Origin of the sequence: Oceanobacillus sp. FSL W7-1309, assembly GCF_038002145.1 — a bacterium.
GTDB lineage: Bacteria > Bacillota > Bacilli > Bacillales > Amphibacillaceae > Oceanobacillus > Oceanobacillus profundus.
This window is the reverse complement of record NZ_JBBOBX010000002.1, coordinates 1,373,645-1,391,835: the sequence shown is the minus strand read 5'-3', so window position 1 is coordinate 1,391,835 and position 18,191 is coordinate 1,373,645. Positions and strand designations below refer to the sequence as shown.

The window sequence follows — 18,191 nt, the reverse complement described above, 5'->3', positions numbered from 1 at the left end:
AGAGGGACAGTATGGGAAAAGCTACAATTTATATTACTAGAAAAATTCCAGAAACATTATTAAAACCGTACCAAGAAAGCTTTTCATTCCGCATGTGGGAGAAGGAGGATGAACGTGTACCTCGTGATGTGCTGCTTGAAGAGGCGAGGCATGCAGACGGCTTGTTGACTGTACTTAGTGATAACGTGGACGAAGAGCTTTTAGCACAAGCGCCAAATCTAAAAGTCGTTGCAAATTTAGCAGTCGGTTTTGACAATATTGATGTAGATGCAGCGAGTAAACATCAAGTCATTGTTACTAACACACCGGATGTATTATCCGAAACAACGGCAGATTTGGGATTTGGACTCTTAATGGCCACAGCAAGAAGAATTGTTGAGGCAAGTGCATTTATTGAACAAGATAAATGGAATGAATGGGCTCCATTCCTCCTTGCAGGAGCTGATATTCATCACAAAACAATCGGAATTCTTGGAATGGGGAGAATTGGTGAAGCGATTGCGAAACGTGCTACTGGATTTAATATGAACGTTCGCTATCATAATCGAAATCGAAAACCAGCAGTTGAAGAGGAACTCGGTGTTATTTATTCAGGGTTTGATGAGCTATTGAGTGAATCAGACTTTATCGTTTCCGTTGTCCCACTAACAGAGGAAACGGCGAATACTTTCAATCAAGAAGCTTTTGCAAAGATGAAAACAAGCGCGATTTTCATTAATATTTCCCGAGGTGGAGTTGTTGATGAGGATGCATTACTAGAGGCGTTGGATAAAGGTGAAATTCGAGCGGCGGGCCTTGATGTATTCCGTGAAGAACCAATTCGATCTGACCATCCGTTCGTTGGAAGAGATGATGTCGTCTGCCTGCCACATATTGGATCTGCAAGTGTGGAGACACGCACGACGATGATTCAGCTTTGCTTGGACAACATCAGCGTAGTTCTGCATGGGAGTAAGCCGATAACTCCAATCAAATAAAAAAAGGCAGACATCAGTCTGCCTTAAAGGATATATTATTAGAATACTTGTTCAAGCTCTTTAACGCCAGGAACTTCTGCGATTAACGCACGTTCAATTCCTGCTTTTAATGTAATTGTAGAACTTGGGCAGTTACCACACGCTCCCATAAGACGAACGAGCACTACACCGTCTTCATCTACATCAACTAATTCAACATCTCCACCGTCACGTAGTAAGAATGGACGTAATTTATTTAATACTTCTTGTACTTGTTCATGCATATCCATCTAACCCCTTTCCATACTCTTATTATAGAATGACTACCTATAAAAATCTATCTAAAAATTTATTAAGTTAGATCCAGTTATTTATATTTTATCTTTTTACGAGGTTTTTGTAAAATAAAAGAAACTAAGATAAACTATAAGTAAGTGTTCAAAAGGAAGATGAAAAGGACCGAGAAGTTCGAGGCGGCGAAGTTTTGAGTGCCGGAACGTATGCAATTATTATGTGAGGAACGGAAAAGCTAGCCAACGAGCTTCCGCAGGATGTGGTGACTTCGACGTTCGACACGGGACGTGTGGGTACTTAGTCGAAGTTCTCCTGATCTCGATTTGCGTCATTTTTACCGGACTTTTTGAACAACCTCTATAATATAGAAGGGGTGGGGGAGTATGAATGCAAAAAAAGTGACCATAACGGTTTATGGAGCAGAGCAGATTTGTGCAAGCTGTGTGGGAGCACCTGGCTCAAAGGATACGTACGAATGGCTTCAAGCAGCGATTGCTAGAAAATATGTTGCTGACCCAATTGCATATGAATACATTGATATTAATCAGCCACAGGATGTGGATAAACATAAGACATTCGTAGAGCAAATTTTTTCAGAAGATTTATTTTATCCGATTGTATTTGTAAATGATGATATGGTTGCAGAGGGAATTCCGCGCCTGAAAACAATTTATCAATCTTTAGATAAGTACGGTGTACAACTACAGTCATAGAAAGTAGGAGTATTAATGGAAATACCTTTTATCAAAATGCATGGGCTTGGAAATAATTATATTTATATCGATTTATTCCAATTTAACATAGAAGAAAATCTCTTTTCCGATCTTGCTCAAAAGCTAGCAAATGTCAATACTGGCATTGGTTCAGATGGCATGATATTAATTCATCCCAGCGAAAAGGCTGATGTTGGGATGCGGATCTTTAATAAGGATGGTTCGGAAGGGAAAAGCTGTGGAAACGGGCTCCGTTGTACAGCGAAATATGCATATGAACATGGAATTGTGTCAAATGAAAAATTCACAATCGAAACGCGAGCAAATATTGTGACAGCTGAAGTGACTGAAAATGACGCAGAACAGGTAGAACTAATAACAATTAATATGGGGCAACCACAATTGAAGCGGGTGAATATTCCTATGATGGGAAGTGATGATCCTAAAGTAGTTGCGGAGCCTTTTGACGTGAATGGTGAAAAATTAGAGGTGACAGCTGTATCGATGGGGAATCCTCATGCAGTGTTTTTTGTAGATGCAATTGATGCAGCACCATTGTATGAGCTTGGTCCTGTTATTGAGAGAGATTCGCGTTTTCCAGAGGGTGTTAATGTGGAGTTTGTTGAGGTTGTTTCTCCTCATGAACTGAATTTTCGTGTATGGGAGCGAGGCTCTGGTGTAACACAAGCATGTGGTACAGGAGCGTGTGCAGCTGTGGTTGCTTCAACTTTAAATCATTATTGTAATCAGAACGAAACAATCACGGTTCATTTAGCTGGCGGTGATCTATCGATTAAATGGGATGAGGCTGGAAACGTGTGGATGACTGGTGATGCACAGGTCATTGCTAAAGGCATATTCCAATATGCCGAGCAGAAATAGTTGAACTACTTGATTTCTCTTTGTATACTTAATATATAGTCTGAAATGAGGAGGTCCGTCAAAATGGTCATTACGTTGACAGATAATGCCAGCGCCCAAATCAAAGAGATGATGCAGGAAGAATCCGCGGGTGCACATCTGCGCTTTGGAATTAAGGGTGGAGGATGTAGCGGATTATCTTATTCACTAGGGTTTGAATATGATATAAATGAAGAATTAGACGTTGTAGAAGATATAAATGGAATTCCAGTAGTTTTTTTCAATCAGGACATTCCGATTATTGAAGGAACAACTATTGATTTTAAACAAAACATGATGGGTGGCGGGTTTGCAATTGATAACCCGAACGCTATTGTATCCTGTGGATGTGGTTCATCTTTCCGTACGAAGGATAAAGTCGGAACACCAGGAGATTGTTAAAGATTGCGGAGCGCTGACTGGTGCTCCGTTTTTTGTGGACTGGAGAGGGTACGTGGGCCTCTCTTTGCTCACGATCGAACAAGGATGAAATACAGTCCAAATAGGAGAGAATACAATCTGAATAAAGTAAAATATGATCCAATCACCAAATACGATCCAAATCCACAAACACCAAAACACAACCCACTCACGCCAATAAAGGGGCGCATAAAATACATCCCAAGCCAACTAAGCATGCTTCTACATGTTGATTAGCCTTGATAGTGTTACAAAATAAAGCAGGTAGGTTCGATTTTTATAGGTGCCACGATGCTTTAGTGGTAGTATGTTCAGTAATTTCGACGTTATCGAACTAGACGGCAGCAGGGCGAAATCTCTAAAGTGTTTGTTTTGTTTTTTATTTCCTGAACGATTAGAAGCAGATAATCCATCAGGGATTGGATATGTGCAAGCTTGTTTTCTGAGCCGCAGCGATTGCATTTCAAAGTTCCCCATTCTCGCTTCAACGGACGTTGGTTACATAGTATACCTTTGATTAACTGCGTATCGCGAATATGATACTTCGCTAATTCAATGGTGATTAAGGCTGTGTGATTTTTAAGCAGTAGAGAGGTTAGTTCATCAAACTGGTGATGGGAAGAATTTTTGTAGGAAAGCGGCTTTTCAAGCTGTTGATTTTAAATGGTAGATTTGCTGATGGAACAACAAACTCAAAGATATGGGATGCATTTTTTGGTGCCTGTAATATAGAAGATGACTTGCTGGATTAATTGTTGTGCAGTATCGTCGAAGTAAAGCTTACCCATTATATCCTTGACTTCTAAAATAAATATACGGAGGGGGAACAAGCAATAGGTCGATTTGGATATGGTAACCGTTTATCCATGGAAGCCGGAGGTGATGAAAATCGCGTAATAATCATCCGGGTAAAGTTCAAATGGAATTCTAATGAACGTTCGCCTTGATTGCCTGCATAAGCGATACTCAGATTTTGTTCGATTCTCTCCCTTTGGGGATGGGAAGCAGGCAATCTTCTCAGCAAAGCATCTTTCTTATAAATGGAAAATAGAGTCGTAAAAACTTCTTTAAACAAGAACGCATCTCACAATCAGATATAATGCTCATTCGCTAACCCTCCCTCGAATCCCTGCCTAACACATAAAAAAGCCACCCAAATTCGGGTGACTTATATAGATTAAAACATTGCTGTTGAATGCTTTGGTTGAATACGCGCTTTTGGATCGATGTAATTTTTAGCGTTATTAATGGCTGTCGGTCCTTCTCCAAAACCAGTAACAATTAGTTTTACTTTTCCTTCATAAGTACAAATATCACCTGCAGCATAGATTCCTGGAATATTTGTTTCCATTTTCGTGTTAACTAGGATACTGTTCTTCTCAATTTCAAGCCCCCAGTTTTTGATAGGTCCTAAGCTGGAGATGAAGCCATAGTTACAAATAACATCATCTGCTTCTAATTCAACTGTTCGATCGCCTTTTACCTCTTGGAAAATAAGCTGATCGATTTTATCAGATGTAACAATTTCAGAAGGAGTAAATGGTGTTAATAATTCAACAGTTGAAGCTTTTAGCTGCTCTACACTATGTTCGTGTGCACGGAATTCATCACGCCTGTGAACGAGTGTCACTTTCTTGGCAACCTTTTCGAGCATAAGTGCCCAGTCCACTGCAGAATCGCCTCCACCTAAGAGAACGACATTTCTATCTTTAAATTGATTCATATCTTTTACATAATAATGTAAATTAATACCTTCGAAACGTTCGCTTTCACCAATATTCAGACGACGTGGCTGGAATGCGCCATTTCCTGCTGTAATGATAATTGTTTTTGTAAGGTGCACTTCACCTGTATTGGAAGTTAATCTAAATGAGTCATCCTCAAGCTTTTCAACAGTTTCAATAGCCTGGCCAAGCACAATCTCAGGATTGAACATGTTTGCCTGTTCTTCTAGTCTATCGACAAGCTCTTGAGCGCGAACCTTTGGAAATCCAGCTACATCGTATATATATTTTTCCGGATACAGGGCTGTAAGCTGCCCACCAGTATGTGGTAAGCTTTCGATTATTTTTACACTTGCTTGGCGCATGCCACCATAGAAAGCCGTAAATAATCCGGTAGGGCCCGATCCGATAATTGTGACATCATAGATTTGTTCAGACATGATAAAAAAACCCCCGATTTATTTCGATAAATATCAACATTTCTATCGTACCACAACCGGTTCGTGAAGTGTATAATTGAGAATGTTTTTATGAGTATTTAAGAAAAACAGTTAATAAATATACAATTAGGAAAATAACATATAGGGTTGAAAACATTCTTGAAAAAAGCTAATATAAATGAGGGAATATTACAGAATGATGACAAATTAGTTTTAATATAATTATAGAAAAAGAGAATCTGGATTGAACCTGGGTTTTATATAGGCAAATAATAAAGTATAGTCTTTCAGTTAAGGCGTTCAAACAGGAAGAGGCTTATACTTCAATGTAGTAAGAGGGTTCTAGGAAAGCAAGAACGCCTTCTTCAGTATCCTTTTAAACGAATGTCAATGTTTCAAAGAGTAAATAGTGAAATATGTCACATAGGTTTTATTGACCTATGGTGACTACGTAAATTGAAATAATGGAGTAGTGAATAAGAATGAATAAACCACACATTGTAATTTTAGGTGCAGGATATGGTGGGATGATGACAGCTTCGAAACTACAGAAAACGATGCATATGAACGAAGCTGAAATTACCCTTGTAAATAAAAATGATTACCACTATCAAGCAACTTGGCTACATGAAAATGCTGCAGGAACACTTCACCCGGACCGCACAAAGATTAAAATAAAAGATGTTATCAATTCAAGAAAAATCAATATTGTTTTAGATGAAGTGATTAGCATTAAACCTGAAGAAAAAACTGTGAAACTATCGAATACAGAATTGAAATATGATGTACTCGTTATTGGCTTAGGATTTGAATCAGCTACATTTGGTATTCCTGGACTTGAAGAACATGCATTAATGATTAATAACATTAATAGTGCTCGTTTAGTTAGAGAGCATTTGGATTTTAACTTTGCGAATTACCATAATGAAGCCGAAAAAAACGATGCACGCCTGAATATTGTTGTTGGTGGCGGCGGATTCACAGGAATAGAGTTTGCCGGTGAATTAATCAATCGAATTCCAGAACTATGTGCAGAATATGACATTGAAAAAACTCAAGTCAGAGTTATTGTTGTAGAAGGAGCACCAACAATTCTACCAGGGTTTGATGAAGAGCTTGTAGAATATGCAGTAAATTCCTTATCCGCTCGTGGTGTTGAATTTATTAATGGTGCAATGCTGAAGGAATGTAAGGAAGATAGTATTGTATATGAAAAAGATGGAAAGATTACCGAGATTCCGACAATGACAACGGTCTGGGCAGCGGGGGTGAAGGCAAATTCAATTGTTGAGCAGTCTGGATTTGCAACAAATCGTGGCAAAGTAGAAGTTCGGAAAGATATGCGTACTCCAGATTATGATGATGTGTTTGTCATTGGTGATTGTGCGTTAATTATGAATGAGCAAACAGGGAGACCATTCCCTCCAACAGCTCAAATTGCCATTCAGCAATCGGGCACAGTTGCGCATAATGTAAGAGCGGCAGTACGTGGAGAACAGCTACAATCTTTTGAGCCAAATCTATTAGGTACGATTGCTTCACTTGGTCATGATGATGCAATTGCTGAAGTTCTAGGACGCAAATTATTTGGTTGGAAAGCAACGGTTATGAAAAAAATGAGTGATAATCGTTACCTTCTTAAATTAGGCGGTATTGGTCTTTTAATGAAAAAAGGAAAATTTAACATTTTTTACTAGAATTAAATAAGGTAAGCTATAACAAAAAAAGCAAAGGAAGCGCAGAACCTTTGCTTTTTTTGTTGCGTCTAACTCCAGTGTCCCCGGATGCTTGCGCTTTTGTTCTGTTTTAGTATAAAATGACAGTTGTATGCTAACATCGATTACATGAGGGGAGTTACTGGATTGATACAATTAATCGTTTCCATTATTTTATATTTTGTCATTTTTTTCGGAATCGCATTCATATTAAACATGCTATTAAGAAGGACATGGCTAATGGCATTCCTTTATCCGTTTGTTGTAATTATGATTATTGATAAACTATCAACAATGGAATATTTTACAAATACAAGTGCTGCATTTTCACAATTAGGACAAGAATTGTTGAGCTTAAAGATCGCTGATATCTTTATCCTTTCTTCCGGACTTGCTGGAGCAATTGTCTCAGGGATTGTTATAAAAATCCTGCGTAAAAGCGGCTATCAAATGTTTTAACAATCCACTAAGCAACCGTTTATAAAATGAATTTAATCCCATGTACATAGTTAAAATGAAGAAATCTTTTCAAAAGTTTGTGACATGCTAAGTAGTTTTCTAATAGGTTGATGAATAAAATTTTACTAGATTGGAAATGATGACATCCAAGAGGTGTTATTATGAAAATCAAAAATTTTATTTTGCATGTTGGAATGTTGACATTAATTATGATTTTGCTTGTTCAGGCTGTGACAATCATTTCAAATGCTGGGGAAGAACATCCGAAGTCGGGTAATGTGATGACGGCAAAGGCAGCAGAGCTCAGACAAACAACATTAAAACATAAGGGATTAAACGTTTCAAAAACGAAGCAACGTTATATTTCAAGCGATGAAATTGCATCGCAGCAAACGATTGAGGAAGCAATTGACTTTGACCAATATCCTGTTGCGACAGTAGTAGCAACTGGTTATACGGCCGGAATCGAATCAACCGGGAAAACGGAAGAGCATCCAGAATATGGAATTACGTTTTCAGGAGTAAAAGTAAAGCGAGACTTGTATTCTACCATTGCTGCTGACTTGACGATTTATCCAATAGGAACAATTCTTTATATTCCGGATTACGGATATGGTGTTGTTGCTGACAAAGGTAGTGCAATAAAAGGAAATAAAATTGACTTATTTTACCACACGGTGGATGATGTATTCGCACAGTGGGGGAAAAGGGAATTAGAAGTCTATATTGTTGAAATGGGTAATGGTGAGTTGACAGAAGAACAACTCATTAAATTAAATGAAGATGAAGCCATGCAAGTATTCAGGCAACAATTTAACGAAGATTAATGAACTACAAAAAAACTCCCGAAATCTAACGAGCGGGAGTTTTTTATTGTTAACACAAAAAGCATCCTCTATTAATATGTGTCATTGAAAGAACGGATAGAGTAAGAAAGCAATACCGATTCCAGTTAACCCGCCAAAAAAAACTTCAATCGGCTGGTGTCCTAACAGTTCCTTCAATTCTCTGCGCTTTTCATATTCTTCTTTTTTATTCCAATCCTTCGCACTTTCTGTAAAGTATTGAAAGTCTTTAATTAATCGATTGAGCAAAGCTGCATGCTCCCCAGCCTGTCTGCGTACACCGGAAGCATCAAACATCGTAATCACGCTAAATATACATGCAAGCGCAAATACACTGGATGTGACACCTTCAATGATACCGATAGCAGTTGTCAGTGCAGTGACAGCAGCGGAATGACTGCTTGGCATTCCCCCAGTACTAAATGCAAGGCCTGGTTGGAACTCTCTTGTGAAAATCAATTTAATTGGAATTTTAATTACTTGAGCAAAAACAATTGCTGCTAAAGCTGCCCATAAAGGGAAATTTAAAAATAACTCCATAAGCTATAAAACATCCTTCCTACTGCAATTTACTGATCAAACCTGCATATTCGCTGGTGCCATATTGCTGTTATTTTACCATAGAGAATTGACTAGGTAAACGGATGTCTATAGCATAGACATTATTGTATATTTACATTCCTTAAGGTGGAAGGAATCCGTTTGGCAAGACTAAGCATGAAAAGAGCTGCAACAATTGATAATATCGCATCTTTAATCATAAACGGAATCATCCCTGCCCACGCAACGGGATAGGAGATCGATAAATCAAGCCATGTATTCATTGCCAAATACATATAGGTAGTTCCAACACCGTAATTAATCGCTAAACCAATAATTGCAACAAAGATAAAGTATGGAATCGAACGAGCTTTTCGATTCTCTGTCATCCAGCCAACGAAAAAGGCAATTAAAATAAAGGAAAGTATAAACCCTCCGGTTGGACTAATGAATTGAAAGAATCCGCCTTTTAAACCAGCGAATATCGGTAAGCCTGCTGCTCCAAGAAAGGCATAAACTACCATTGAAATGGACCCGAGCTTTCTCCCCAGCATCATTCCAGCTAAGATAGCGAAGAATGTTTGTAAGGATACAGGAACGGTTGCTCCTCCAATCGGAATCGCCAAAAATGGAAACCAAACAGTAATATTCGCCCCGATTGCCATTAAACAAACAAACATGGCCCCAAACGTTAAGTCAATTGGACGTAATCTCATGGATATTCCCCCTTATAAGAAAATAATAAGGGCAGCTTTATATACTGTCAACCAATAAAAGGTTTGGGTGACAATGGAAAAGACAGCCTGTGGTTAGACTGTCCTAATAAATAGCTTTATTTAATAATTGCTTCCAAGGCGATTTCCATCATGTCATTAAAGGTTGTTTGACGTTCCATTGCTGTTGTTTCTTCTCCAGTTAAGATGTGGTCAGACACCGTAAGTACAGACAGAGCCTTGCGTCCGTATTTTGCTGCAAGAGTATAAAGTGCTGTTGATTCCATTTCAATTGCTAAAACATTATACTTCGCAAGCAACTCATTTACTTCTTTTGCATTATCACGATAGAATGTATCACTGGTAAAAATGTTACCAACACGAAGGTTAAGGCCTTTTTCAATGCCGGCATCATACGTGTTTTTAAGTAGCTCAAAATCTGCTATTGGCGCATAGTCAATGCCATTAAAAATTAATCGGTTCATTTGTGAATCCGTTGTTGCGCCTTGTCCTAAAATGATATCCCGAACCTTGACATCTTTTTGAATCGCTCCACATGTTCCGACGCGAATCAGTTTTTTGACATCATAGCTTTGAATTAGCTCATTAACATAAATAGAAATGGATGGTACCCCCATTCCTGTACCTTGTACAGAAACACGTTCCCCTTTATATGTTCCGGTATAACCTAACATCCCACGTACTTCGTTGTAAACTTTAGCGTCTTCTAAGTAAGTTTCTGCAATATATTTTGCGCGAAGCGGGTCTCCTGGTAAAAGAATTTTATCGGCAATTTCACCTTGTTTTGCACCTATGTGAACACTCATTTAATTTCCTCCTTGTATCTGAAGCATTTCGTTTCAAAATAACGTTATCATAACAGGTAATGAAAGACAAATTTCGGCAGTGTACGATTTTTTTTAGCTTATTTCTTTCATTAATTTCTGTAATTGTATATAATAGATGTAGGTTTATGTGAATCACATAACATAAATGTTTGAAAAAATAGTATAAAATAGATTTGGAAGGATGATTTATAATGAAATCACAAACATTTACAATTACTGCTGAAACTGGTGTACATGCAAGACCTGCAACTTTATTAGTTAATAAAGCTGGCCAATATGACTCTGAGGTTGAAATTTCATATAAAGGTAAGAAAGTTAACTTAAAATCAATTATGGGTGTTATGTCACTAGGTATACCAAAAGGATCTGAAATCGAAATCAGTGCTACTGGAAATGATGAGGAAGAAGCATTAAACGGTGTTGCTGAAGTAATTAAAGAACATTTAGGTGAATAAGATGAAAACAAGGTAAGCGACTACAAACTGGACAGGTATGGTGCTTACAGTGTAAAGAAAAAAGCTAGATGATATTAATCTCTAGCTTTTATTTTTTTGATTGTACAATTTTCTGTAATGCGTATTCTCCAAACTATCGAGTTTTTGACGTGCCAACTTGTTAAATGGAATATCCTCTGCTGCTAGTTTTTCCATATATTCCTCTACTGCTTCTTTTAAAGATTTACCGTAGTCTGGAATTTCACCCTCATACTTTTTAACTGCTGCTTTTTTAACGTTCATTTTTTCGTGAAAGGCTAATGCTTTTCGTTCATGAAAAAACACGTCATCTAGCTTTCCGTAATTGTGTAGGTCTCCCTGTAATGGATGTTTTTGGACAGCTAGAACTTCAACCAGATAGTTCTCGCCCCTAAGCTCATTTACAACACCAAGATATGTTCTGTTCCTGAACGGTAATGCGCCTTTACCAAACTTCCAGTTGTAATTTCAGACATCAAATCACCTTCCTTAGCTCTAGTTTGCCAAAAATAGGGCGAATTTGCGAATATTTAATTCTGTTAGTTGGCTAATAGTAGAAGTTTGTTATAATTGATGGAGAAGGATGTGAAGATTGATGATGCCGTTTCTCTATTTTCCAGAAGATAAGACGGAATATATTCCAGCTGTTATTGCATTGACAATTTTTATCATTTTAGCAGTCGTTGCAATGTACCTGATGGTTAAAAAATCGAGAAAAGATGAACGAAAATTTAATAAGCAGTATCAGCAACAATTGGAAAATAATCGACACACGACAGATCATACTTAAGTAAAAGCAAGGCCTCCTATTCTTTAAAAATAGGAGGCTTTTTTGTTTAGATTAATACCTTGTTGCAAATACTGATTATAAAGGAATGCAAAAGGAGATTTTTTACATGCGTTTTATGGTTGTTTTCATTACCTTACTTTTGTTAACTGCTTGCCAATCCTCCGATGAAATTACGAGTAAGTCGGTTGAAATGTATAATGGCACCGGAGATAGAGTTGGAACAGCTTTGTTAAATGAAGCTGCAGAGGGTGTGCAAATCGAACTTACACTTGAAGGGCTGGCTCCAGGTTTTCACGGAATTCATGTTCATGAGTACCCGGCTTGTAAAGGACCGGACTTTAAAAGCTCTGGAAATCATTTAGATCCGGAAGGGAAAGAGCATGGGCTTATGCACCCGGATGGTGCACATCTTGGTGATTTGCCGAACATTGAAGCAGATGGTGCAGGACTTGTTGATGTAGAGCTAATGCTCGCAGAGGCGACATTGTTAGATGGGAAGAATTCGCTTTTTGAAAAAGGTGGGACCTCATTAATTGTTACAGAAAATCAAGATGATGGGGTAAGTCAGCCTAGTGGGAATTCTGGAGCAAGAATTATTTGTGGTGTGATTAAAAAAGAAGATGGAGCGGGGGAGTCAGAAGATGCTCCAACAGACCCGACAGAATTTAATGAGGAACAAGAGGAATAGTAGAAATATATTAATTGAATGAGAAAAATTAAAGAATCGATCGGCTTGTTATCCATTTTATTAGCAAGCCATTTTTTTTGGCTACAAATAATGAGCAATTGAAATGTGATAAATATTGAACAGGATAAATGTTACACCACCATACATAATACCCCAAAAACAGGTAAGAATAATTTGTATGATTGATAGAGGGGGGATATTATCATTAAAAGTATTAATAAGCTATTTAAATTTTTTAACAGTGAACACCCTCTTGAAGAACAGTCGAGTCCATTTCAAAGCGAAGTACTTAAAGGTGAATTGGAGAATGATGTAAACGAGTTAAAGGCGGTGTTCGAAAAATCTTCGGATATCGTCTATCGTGAGCTGCATATCGGGAATAAAAAAGGAATGCTTATTTTTTTAGATGGGCTTGTCAACCAACAATTAATGGATTCCGACGTATTGAAACCGTTATTGAATTGGGATGAACAGGAGTTAAAAGCGGGAATTACTTCAATTAAACAGCTGTTAGAACGAGTTGTTACTACAGCTGATGCTACTAGTAGTCAAAAGCTGCAAGATGTTACCGATCATATTTTATCGGGAAATACAGTTTTATTAATTGATAAAATGCCAGATGCATTATTTATTAGTATAAAGGGATGGGAGAAACGAGCAATTGAACAGCCAGAGTCGGAGGTAGTAGTTCGAGGGCCGCGGGATGGATTTACAGAAAACTTAAGGACAAATACGAGTTTAATCCGTAGAAGGTTGAAAACACCTCGGTTAAAAATGGAACAAAAAAAAGTAGGACGATTATCGAAAACTGATCTCGTCATTACATATATCGAAGGCATTGCGGAAGATTCGTTAGTTCAGGAGATTCATGAAAGGATTGATCGAATAGATATTGACGCTATCTTAGAAAGTGGATATATCGAAGAGTTAATCGACGATAACCCATTTTCTGTTTTTCCTTTAGTTGGTCATACCGAGCGTCCGGATAAAGTAGTTGGAAGCTTATTAGAAGGGAGCGTCGGCATTATCATTGATAATACGCCTTTTTGCCTAATTGCTCCACAAACGTTTTTTCAATTGATTCAAAGTCCTGAGGATTATTATCAGCGTTATATTACGTCTTCGTTTATTCGAATGTTACGCTATTTGTTTTTAATTATCTCCCTATTGTTACCATCGCTCTATGTTGCTGTGACAACTTTTCATCAGGAAATGCTTCCAACCAGTTTATTACTTAGTTTAGCTGTTGCACGGGAGGCCACTCCTTTTCCTGCACTTATTGAAGCGTTAATTATGGAAGTTGCTTTTGAAGGATTGCGAGAAGCTGGAGTTCGCCTACCCCGAGCAGTAGGATCGGCTGTAAGTATTGTCGGGGCATTAGTAATTGGGCAAGCTGCCGTTGACGCTGGGATTGTCTCTAGTCCAATGGTCATTATTGTCGCAACAACTGGGATTGCTTCATTTATTATTCCAGGATATGAACAAGCTAACACTATTCGAATTCTTCGCTTTCCAATGATGTTTCTTGCTGGATTTATGGGTCTGTATGGAGTTTTTTTAGGTGTGATAACGTTACAAATATATATTTTACGACTCCGGTCGTTTGGCGTTCCATACTTTTCACCAGTTGCTCCGTTGGATACAACTAATTTGAAGGATATATTTGTTAGGGCACCATGGTGGGCGATGAACAAGCGCCCAGGCTATCTAGGGAAAAATAAAGCGAATCGTATTAAGCATAATTCACGTCCTGGTCCGAATCAATAAGAAAAACGCTAATGCGGCTTTCCAGATGTAGTAGATCAGATTGGAAGAAATCGGTGAAAAAACCGACTTTTTTTCAAAACCTCTATCCAACTTTGAGGGAAGCCTCTCTGAATAAGTGCAACTAAGGCATTCGCCTAAATAGACAAATGCCAAGTTTTCTAACCATTTAACAACTTATGTCGAAGCGGAAAGGAAACGTATATGAAACGAAAATGTAGGTTAATCTTACTTATCGTGATGATACCACTCCTTACGAGTTGCTGGGGTAGGACCGAGGTAATTGATATCGCCTTAGTCACTGGTATTGCAATTGATAAAGGGGAAAATAAAAATATTCTGCTTAGCTTACAAATTGCAGTTCCAAAAAACCTTGGCCCTCAAGCTGGTAAAGGATCTGGGGGATCTGAAACAACAATAGTGGTCTCGGAAGAGGGGCAAGATATTATGGAAGCATATCGACAAATTCAGTTGAAGTTGTCCAGAGAGGTTTTCTTTGGTCAGAGTAATGTGCTTATTATAGGGGAAGAGTTGGCAACGGAAGGTGTTTCTTCTGTACTTGATTTCTTCACAAGGTTCAGGCAACCGCAATTAGGTAGCACAATTTTATTTGCGAAGGGAAAGGCAAATGATAAGTTAAACTTAAAACCTCAGATTGAAAGTATGACGACAGAGGAAATTAGAGAACAAGAAAAAAGAGGGGCGGGGCTGGAAGTTAAGGTAAGGGATTTTTTGACCCGCATGTTAGCTGATGGTGATGAACCCTTTGCTTCAGAAGTTTCAAGTGAGCCATTAGAAAAAGAGAATAATTCCTCAGATATGGTTCCGTCGCTAAATGGCGCAGCAATCTTTAAGGGAGATAAATTAGTAGGATGGATGGATGATAAAGAATCTCGAGGTCTTTTATGGATGCGCGATGAATTTGTATCTGGAGCGATATCTCTGACAGTTCCAGGTAATGAAGGCGGAGGGCAAATAGGGGCAGAAATACTGCAAGTATCATCTAAGATTAAGCCAACTGTATCGAAGGATAACGTGAAAATAAAAGTCGATAGCTATGGAGAAGTAGAAATCTTTGAAAACTCCTCAACGTTCGATTTGAATGATCCAGAAAATATTCAAAAGGTTAAAAAAATGTTTGAAGATGAGGTTAAAGAAAGGCTTGAATTAACGGTGAATAAAGCTCAAAAAGAATTACAATCAGATGTCTTTGGCATTGGACATGCGGTTTATCGTTCGAATCCCAAACTGTGGAATGATATGTATAAAAGTAAGTGGGCAGAAGTTTTTCCTGAAATTGAAATCGAAATAGCAACTGAAATCAAGATAAAGGGTACCGGGTTTACTAACCAGTCAATAATATTCTCAAATCAGAAAGATTAAGGAGAATCCTTTACCGTCAAGTTCTTAGGAGGATCTTATGGAACGAATATCGGTGTATCAGCTTTTTACAATTACAGTGTTTTTCCAGCTTGGTTCATCTGTAATATTTGGGTTTGCTTCATCTGCTGGCAGAGATGCGTGGCTAGCAATTCTAATCTCTACTGCATTGGGAATTATGCTGATTTTAATGTATATTGCTCTAATGAAAATGAACCCAAGTTTAACAGTTGTGGAATGGTTTCCGGCACAACTTGGAAAATGGATCGGTATGCCGATTGCTTGGCTATATCCACTTTTGTTTTTGTATGTGGCAGGGCGAATTTTAGCCGATGTAAAGTCAATTATCCCTGTTACGATTCTTCCACAGACACCATCATGGTTCATTGTTCTCTCGCTTTTATTAGTTGTTTTGTATGGGGTTTCATCTGGAATTGAAGTTATCGCTCGACTAACCGAATACTTGTTACCGATGGTGTTAATAATCTTCATGATTGAGGTTATTCTACTGTTTTTTTCAGATGTTGTGAATATTAACTATATCCTTCCCGTGGTTGGACAAGGTTGGGGAAAGATTTGGACAGCCGTATGGCCGACAGGTATCACGCAAACATTTGCGGAGACATTAACATTAGCAATGATTTGGCCATTAGTCAAAGAAACGGAAAAGGTAATGAAGGTAACAATTATCGCAGCAATTGTATCCGGAATAACGATTGCTATACTTAGTCTGATGCAATCGCTCGTCTTCGGAGAAAGTATTTTAGAACGTACCCTATTTCCCGTTTATACATTAATGCAACAAATATCGATTGCTGATTTCCTTGACAACCTAGATGCAATCGTAAGCTTAGTTATGGTTCTCACTGCTTTTGCTAAATTAACGCTTTATTTTTTTGCGGCAGTTCGTTCGATGCAATTGTTATTGAATCTAAGTTCGAGCCGATATCTAATTTTACCTGTAGCTATCATTACCTACATGTTAGGAATGACGATGTCAACAAATTTAAGTGAACATATCTATGTCGGTATTCATATTTTTCCCCTTCATTTATGGGTTCCATTGTTAATTGTTTTACCATTTCTATTGCTGGTTGTGACTGTCATACGAAGGATATTTACTAAAGTCTCATCTAAATAAAGGAGTGTTATGGAATGAACAGGTTTCTCTGGCCATGGCAGTCTGATGTAGTGATCGAGTATCCATGGATTTTATTAGTGTTTTTTTTGATTCTTTCGCTTCCATTCTCTATTGTTTCTTGGGTGCGGTGGAAAAAATGATCGCCATTTTTTTAGCAAAAAACACATGATCAACTGGAGTGATCATGTGTTTTATCGTATTTATTTAGTTAATGTTTGTACGGCACCGATTATCCGTTTGACACCTTCTTCTAAAGTTGCACGTGGACAGGCGATATTCATACGCATGAATTGTTCGCCAGCTTCTCCATAAGATGCCCCAGTATTCAAGCCAACCTTTGCCTCTTCAATCATAAATTTATTCAAAGACTTACTATCCATATTTAGTGCACTGCAGTCAATCCAAAGAAGGTAAGTACCTTCCGTTTTCACAACTTTTAGTTCAGGTATATGCTGGTCGAACATTTCAGTTACATAATTGGTATGACTTTCAAGCAAGCTGTTTAATTCTTCAAGCCAAGGCTCGCCATGTGTATATGCTGCTTCCATTGCGGTATTTCCCATTGTATTTAATTGGTTATGAAAGCCTTGTTTATTAAATGATGCATCAAGCTTTTTTCGGTTTTCGGTATTGGTTGTAATCACATAGGATGCATCCAGTCCAGCAAGATTGAATGTTTTCGATGGAGCCATACACGTAATAGTATGATTGGCAACTTCTTCAGAAAGTGAAGCAATCGGGATATGCTTCTGCCCTGGGAACACAAGGTCCGCATGAATTTCATCCGAAAGAATCATAACATCATATTTCAAACATAACCTTGCCATTTCTTCCAGCTCATCTTGTCTCCACACACGACCAACAGGGTTGTGTGGGGAGCATAAGATGAATGCTTTCACACCAAGTTTTAATTTATTTTCAAAGTCTGCAAAATCGATTGTATAGTAATTATCCTTATTAACGAGTGGATTCTTGATTACTTCACGATCATGGGCTTCGATTACATTATAAAATGGTGGATAGACAGGAGTCTGAATGAGAATTTTATCCTGTGGCTCTGTGAAAGCTTGTACAGCAATATGTAGGCTTGTAACAACACCGTTACTGTAAGATAACCAGGCAGGATCAATTTTCCAGTTATGTCTTTTTTCTAACCAATTGACGATTGAGCCTGACACTGTCTCATCGATAATAGTATATCCGTAAATTCCATGCTGAGCGCGTTTTATTAATGCTTCATTAACAGCTTCGGGAGCTTTAAAATCCATGTCAGCAACCCACATCGGTAGTACGTCCTCTGATTGGAACATTGCTTGCAGCATATCCCATTTAACAGATCTTGTATTTTTACGGTCATATAATTCTTCGAAAATACTCATAAAATGCCT

At 38.0% G+C, this 18,191-nt stretch carries 21 protein-coding genes; 14 read left to right on the top strand and 7 right to left on the bottom strand.

Going from position 1 to position 18,191, the window contains the following annotated elements; all coding sequences use genetic code 11:
• Window positions 1-11 precede the first annotated feature (11 nt).
• Entirely contained in the window at window positions 12-977 is a 966-nt protein-coding gene (locus NST46_RS19455) for a 2-hydroxyacid dehydrogenase (protein ID WP_341137617.1), read from the top strand.
• Between the two features lie 38 nt (window positions 978-1,015).
• Here the strand turns inward: NST46_RS19455 and NST46_RS19450 are convergent, their stop codons facing one another.
• A complete protein-coding gene (locus NST46_RS19450) occupies window positions 1,016-1,240 on the bottom strand; it encodes a NifU family protein (RefSeq protein ID WP_095309261.1) in 225 nt (74 codons plus the stop codon).
• A gap of 393 nt (window positions 1,241-1,633) precedes the next feature.
• Between NST46_RS19450 and NST46_RS19445 the strand changes: the two genes are divergently transcribed.
• From NST46_RS19445 to NST46_RS19430, 4 genes are all read left to right on the top strand, one after another.
• The gene (locus NST46_RS19445) at window positions 1,634-1,963 is read left to right on the top strand and encodes a YuzD family protein (RefSeq protein ID WP_341137616.1); all 330 of its coding nucleotides are present in this window, start codon (window positions 1,634-1,636) and stop codon (window positions 1,961-1,963) included.
• A 15-nt stretch (window positions 1,964-1,978) separates the two neighbouring features.
• Window positions 1,979-2,845: a diaminopimelate epimerase gene (dapF, locus tag NST46_RS19440; RefSeq protein ID WP_341137615.1), complete on the top strand. Its 867-nt coding sequence runs from the start codon at window positions 1,979-1,981 to the stop codon at window positions 2,843-2,845.
• Window positions 2,846-2,908: 63 nt separating this feature from the next.
• Window positions 2,909-3,265 carry a HesB/IscA family protein gene (locus NST46_RS19435; RefSeq protein ID WP_095309255.1) on the top strand — a complete coding sequence of 119 codons (357 nt, stop codon included), beginning with the start codon at window positions 2,909-2,911 and terminating at the stop codon, window positions 3,263-3,265.
• A 629-nt stretch (window positions 3,266-3,894) separates the two neighbouring features.
• Window positions 3,895-4,035, top strand: a complete 141-nt coding sequence (locus NST46_RS19430) for a hypothetical protein (RefSeq protein ID WP_341137614.1) — start codon at window positions 3,895-3,897, stop codon at window positions 4,033-4,035.
• Window positions 4,036-4,460: 425 nt separating this feature from the next.
• Here NST46_RS19430 and NST46_RS19425 read toward each other — a convergent pair whose 3' ends face one another.
• The gene (locus NST46_RS19425; RefSeq protein ID WP_118888793.1) at window positions 4,461-5,447 is read right to left on the bottom strand and encodes an NAD(P)/FAD-dependent oxidoreductase; all 987 of its coding nucleotides are present in this window, start codon (window positions 5,445-5,447) and stop codon (window positions 4,461-4,463) included.
• Between the two features lie 482 nt (window positions 5,448-5,929).
• Between NST46_RS19425 and NST46_RS19420 the strand changes: the two genes are divergently transcribed.
• From NST46_RS19420 to NST46_RS19410, 3 genes are all read left to right on the top strand, one after another.
• Entirely contained in the window at window positions 5,930-7,144 is a 1,215-nt protein-coding gene (locus NST46_RS19420; RefSeq protein WP_095309251.1) for an NAD(P)/FAD-dependent oxidoreductase, read from the top strand.
• Window positions 7,145-7,309: 165 nt separating this feature from the next.
• On the top strand, window positions 7,310-7,621 hold the full coding sequence (locus NST46_RS19415) for a YuiB family protein (RefSeq protein ID WP_095309249.1): 312 nt from the start codon (window positions 7,310-7,312) through the stop codon (window positions 7,619-7,621).
• Window positions 7,622-7,782: 161 nt separating this feature from the next.
• A complete protein-coding gene (locus NST46_RS19410) occupies window positions 7,783-8,448 on the top strand; it encodes a 3D domain-containing protein (RefSeq protein WP_095309247.1) in 666 nt (221 codons plus the stop codon).
• Window positions 8,449-8,529: 81 nt separating this feature from the next.
• On the opposite strand, the gene NST46_RS19405 is transcribed toward NST46_RS19410, so the two are convergent.
• The 3 genes from NST46_RS19405 to deoD all read right to left on the bottom strand — a co-directional run bounded on the left by NST46_RS19405 (window position 8,530) and on the right by deoD (window position 10,546).
• Entirely contained in the window at window positions 8,530-9,006 is a 477-nt protein-coding gene (locus NST46_RS19405) for a divergent PAP2 family protein (RefSeq protein WP_095309245.1), read from the bottom strand.
• Window positions 9,007-9,128: 122 nt separating this feature from the next.
• A complete protein-coding gene (locus NST46_RS19400) occupies window positions 9,129-9,722 on the bottom strand; it encodes a biotin transporter BioY (RefSeq protein ID WP_303447905.1) in 594 nt (197 codons plus the stop codon).
• A gap of 116 nt (window positions 9,723-9,838) precedes the next feature.
• Window positions 9,839-10,546 carry a purine-nucleoside phosphorylase gene (gene deoD / locus NST46_RS19395; RefSeq protein WP_095309241.1) on the bottom strand — a complete coding sequence of 236 codons (708 nt, stop codon included), beginning with the start codon at window positions 10,544-10,546 and terminating at the stop codon, window positions 9,839-9,841.
• A gap of 212 nt (window positions 10,547-10,758) precedes the next feature.
• Here deoD and NST46_RS19390 point away from each other — a divergent pair, with 212 nt between their 5' ends.
• Window positions 10,759-11,022 carry a phosphocarrier protein HPr gene (locus tag NST46_RS19390; RefSeq protein WP_095309239.1) on the top strand — a complete coding sequence of 88 codons (264 nt, stop codon included), beginning with the start codon at window positions 10,759-10,761 and terminating at the stop codon, window positions 11,020-11,022.
• An 81-nt stretch (window positions 11,023-11,103) separates the two neighbouring features.
• Here the strand turns inward: NST46_RS19390 and kapB are convergent, their stop codons facing one another.
• Window positions 11,104-11,418 carry a sporulation phosphorelay system protein KapB gene (kapB, locus tag NST46_RS19385; protein WP_341137761.1) on the bottom strand — a complete coding sequence of 105 codons (315 nt, stop codon included), beginning with the start codon at window positions 11,416-11,418 and terminating at the stop codon, window positions 11,104-11,106.
• Window positions 11,419-11,635: 217 nt separating this feature from the next.
• Here kapB and NST46_RS19380 point away from each other — a divergent pair, with 217 nt between their 5' ends.
• The 5 genes from NST46_RS19380 (at window position 11,636) to NST46_RS19360 (ending at window position 16,803) form a co-directional block, all read left to right on the top strand.
• Window positions 11,636-11,830: a hypothetical protein gene (locus NST46_RS19380; RefSeq protein ID WP_095309234.1), complete on the top strand. Its 195-nt coding sequence runs from the start codon at window positions 11,636-11,638 to the stop codon at window positions 11,828-11,830.
• Between the two features lie 106 nt (window positions 11,831-11,936).
• Window positions 11,937-12,518, top strand: coding sequence for a superoxide dismutase family protein (locus NST46_RS19375; protein ID WP_095309232.1), 582 nt, complete (start codon window positions 11,937-11,939; stop codon window positions 12,516-12,518).
• Window positions 12,519-12,848: 330 nt separating this feature from the next.
• Entirely contained in the window at window positions 12,849-14,285 is a 1,437-nt protein-coding gene (locus NST46_RS19370) for a spore germination protein (RefSeq protein WP_341137613.1), read from the top strand.
• A gap of 201 nt (window positions 14,286-14,486) precedes the next feature.
• Window positions 14,487-15,665 carry a Ger(x)C family spore germination protein gene (locus NST46_RS19365; protein ID WP_251661370.1) on the top strand — a complete coding sequence of 393 codons (1,179 nt, stop codon included), beginning with the start codon at window positions 14,487-14,489 and terminating at the stop codon, window positions 15,663-15,665.
• 37 nt (window positions 15,666-15,702) lie between these two features.
• Window positions 15,703-16,803 (top strand): GerAB/ArcD/ProY family transporter, encoded by a 1,101-nt coding sequence (locus NST46_RS19360; protein WP_118888797.1) that lies wholly within the window; start codon window positions 15,703-15,705, stop codon window positions 16,801-16,803.
• 200 nt (window positions 16,804-17,003) lie between these two features.
• On the opposite strand, the gene NST46_RS19355 is transcribed toward NST46_RS19360, so the two are convergent.
• On the bottom strand, window positions 17,004-18,182 hold the full coding sequence (locus NST46_RS19355) for a MalY/PatB family protein (protein WP_118888798.1): 1,179 nt from the start codon (window positions 18,180-18,182) through the stop codon (window positions 17,004-17,006).
• Window positions 18,183-18,191 lie beyond the last annotated feature (9 nt).

What these genes read in the sequence shown, in the direction of transcription:
- NST46_RS19455 (WP_341137617.1), top strand. Translation starts at nt 12, where the DNA reads ATGGGAAAAGCTACAATTTATATTACTAGAAAAATTCCAGAAACATTA.
- NST46_RS19450 (WP_095309261.1), bottom strand. Translation starts at nt 1,240, where the DNA reads ATGCATGAACAAGTACAAGAAGTATTAAATAAATTACGTCCATTCTTA.
- NST46_RS19445 (WP_341137616.1), top strand. Translation starts at nt 1,634, where the DNA reads ATGAATGCAAAAAAAGTGACCATAACGGTTTATGGAGCAGAGCAGATT.
- dapF (WP_341137615.1), top strand. Translation starts at nt 1,979, where the DNA reads ATGGAAATACCTTTTATCAAAATGCATGGGCTTGGAAATAATTATATT.
- NST46_RS19435 (WP_095309255.1), top strand. Translation starts at nt 2,909, where the DNA reads ATGGTCATTACGTTGACAGATAATGCCAGCGCCCAAATCAAAGAGATG.
- NST46_RS19425 (WP_118888793.1), bottom strand. Translation starts at nt 5,447, where the DNA reads ATGTCTGAACAAATCTATGATGTCACAATTATCGGATCGGGCCCTACC.
- NST46_RS19420 (WP_095309251.1), top strand. Translation starts at nt 5,930, where the DNA reads ATGAATAAACCACACATTGTAATTTTAGGTGCAGGATATGGTGGGATG.
- NST46_RS19410 (WP_095309247.1), top strand. Translation starts at nt 7,783, where the DNA reads ATGAAAATCAAAAATTTTATTTTGCATGTTGGAATGTTGACATTAATT.
- NST46_RS19405 (WP_095309245.1), bottom strand. Translation starts at nt 9,006, where the DNA reads ATGGAGTTATTTTTAAATTTCCCTTTATGGGCAGCTTTAGCAGCAATT.
- NST46_RS19400 (WP_303447905.1), bottom strand. Translation starts at nt 9,722, where the DNA reads ATGAGATTACGTCCAATTGACTTAACGTTTGGGGCCATGTTTGTTTGT.
- deoD (WP_095309241.1), bottom strand. Translation starts at nt 10,546, where the DNA reads ATGAGTGTTCACATAGGTGCAAAACAAGGTGAAATTGCCGATAAAATT.
- NST46_RS19390 (WP_095309239.1), top strand. Translation starts at nt 10,759, where the DNA reads ATGAAATCACAAACATTTACAATTACTGCTGAAACTGGTGTACATGCA.
- NST46_RS19380 (WP_095309234.1), top strand. Translation starts at nt 11,636, where the DNA reads ATGATGCCGTTTCTCTATTTTCCAGAAGATAAGACGGAATATATTCCA.
- NST46_RS19375 (WP_095309232.1), top strand. Translation starts at nt 11,937, where the DNA reads ATGCGTTTTATGGTTGTTTTCATTACCTTACTTTTGTTAACTGCTTGC.
- NST46_RS19365 (WP_251661370.1), top strand. Translation starts at nt 14,487, where the DNA reads ATGAAACGAAAATGTAGGTTAATCTTACTTATCGTGATGATACCACTC.
- NST46_RS19360 (WP_118888797.1), top strand. Translation starts at nt 15,703, where the DNA reads ATGGAACGAATATCGGTGTATCAGCTTTTTACAATTACAGTGTTTTTC.
- NST46_RS19355 (WP_118888798.1), bottom strand. Translation starts at nt 18,182, where the DNA reads ATGAGTATTTTCGAAGAATTATATGACCGTAAAAATACAAGATCTGTT.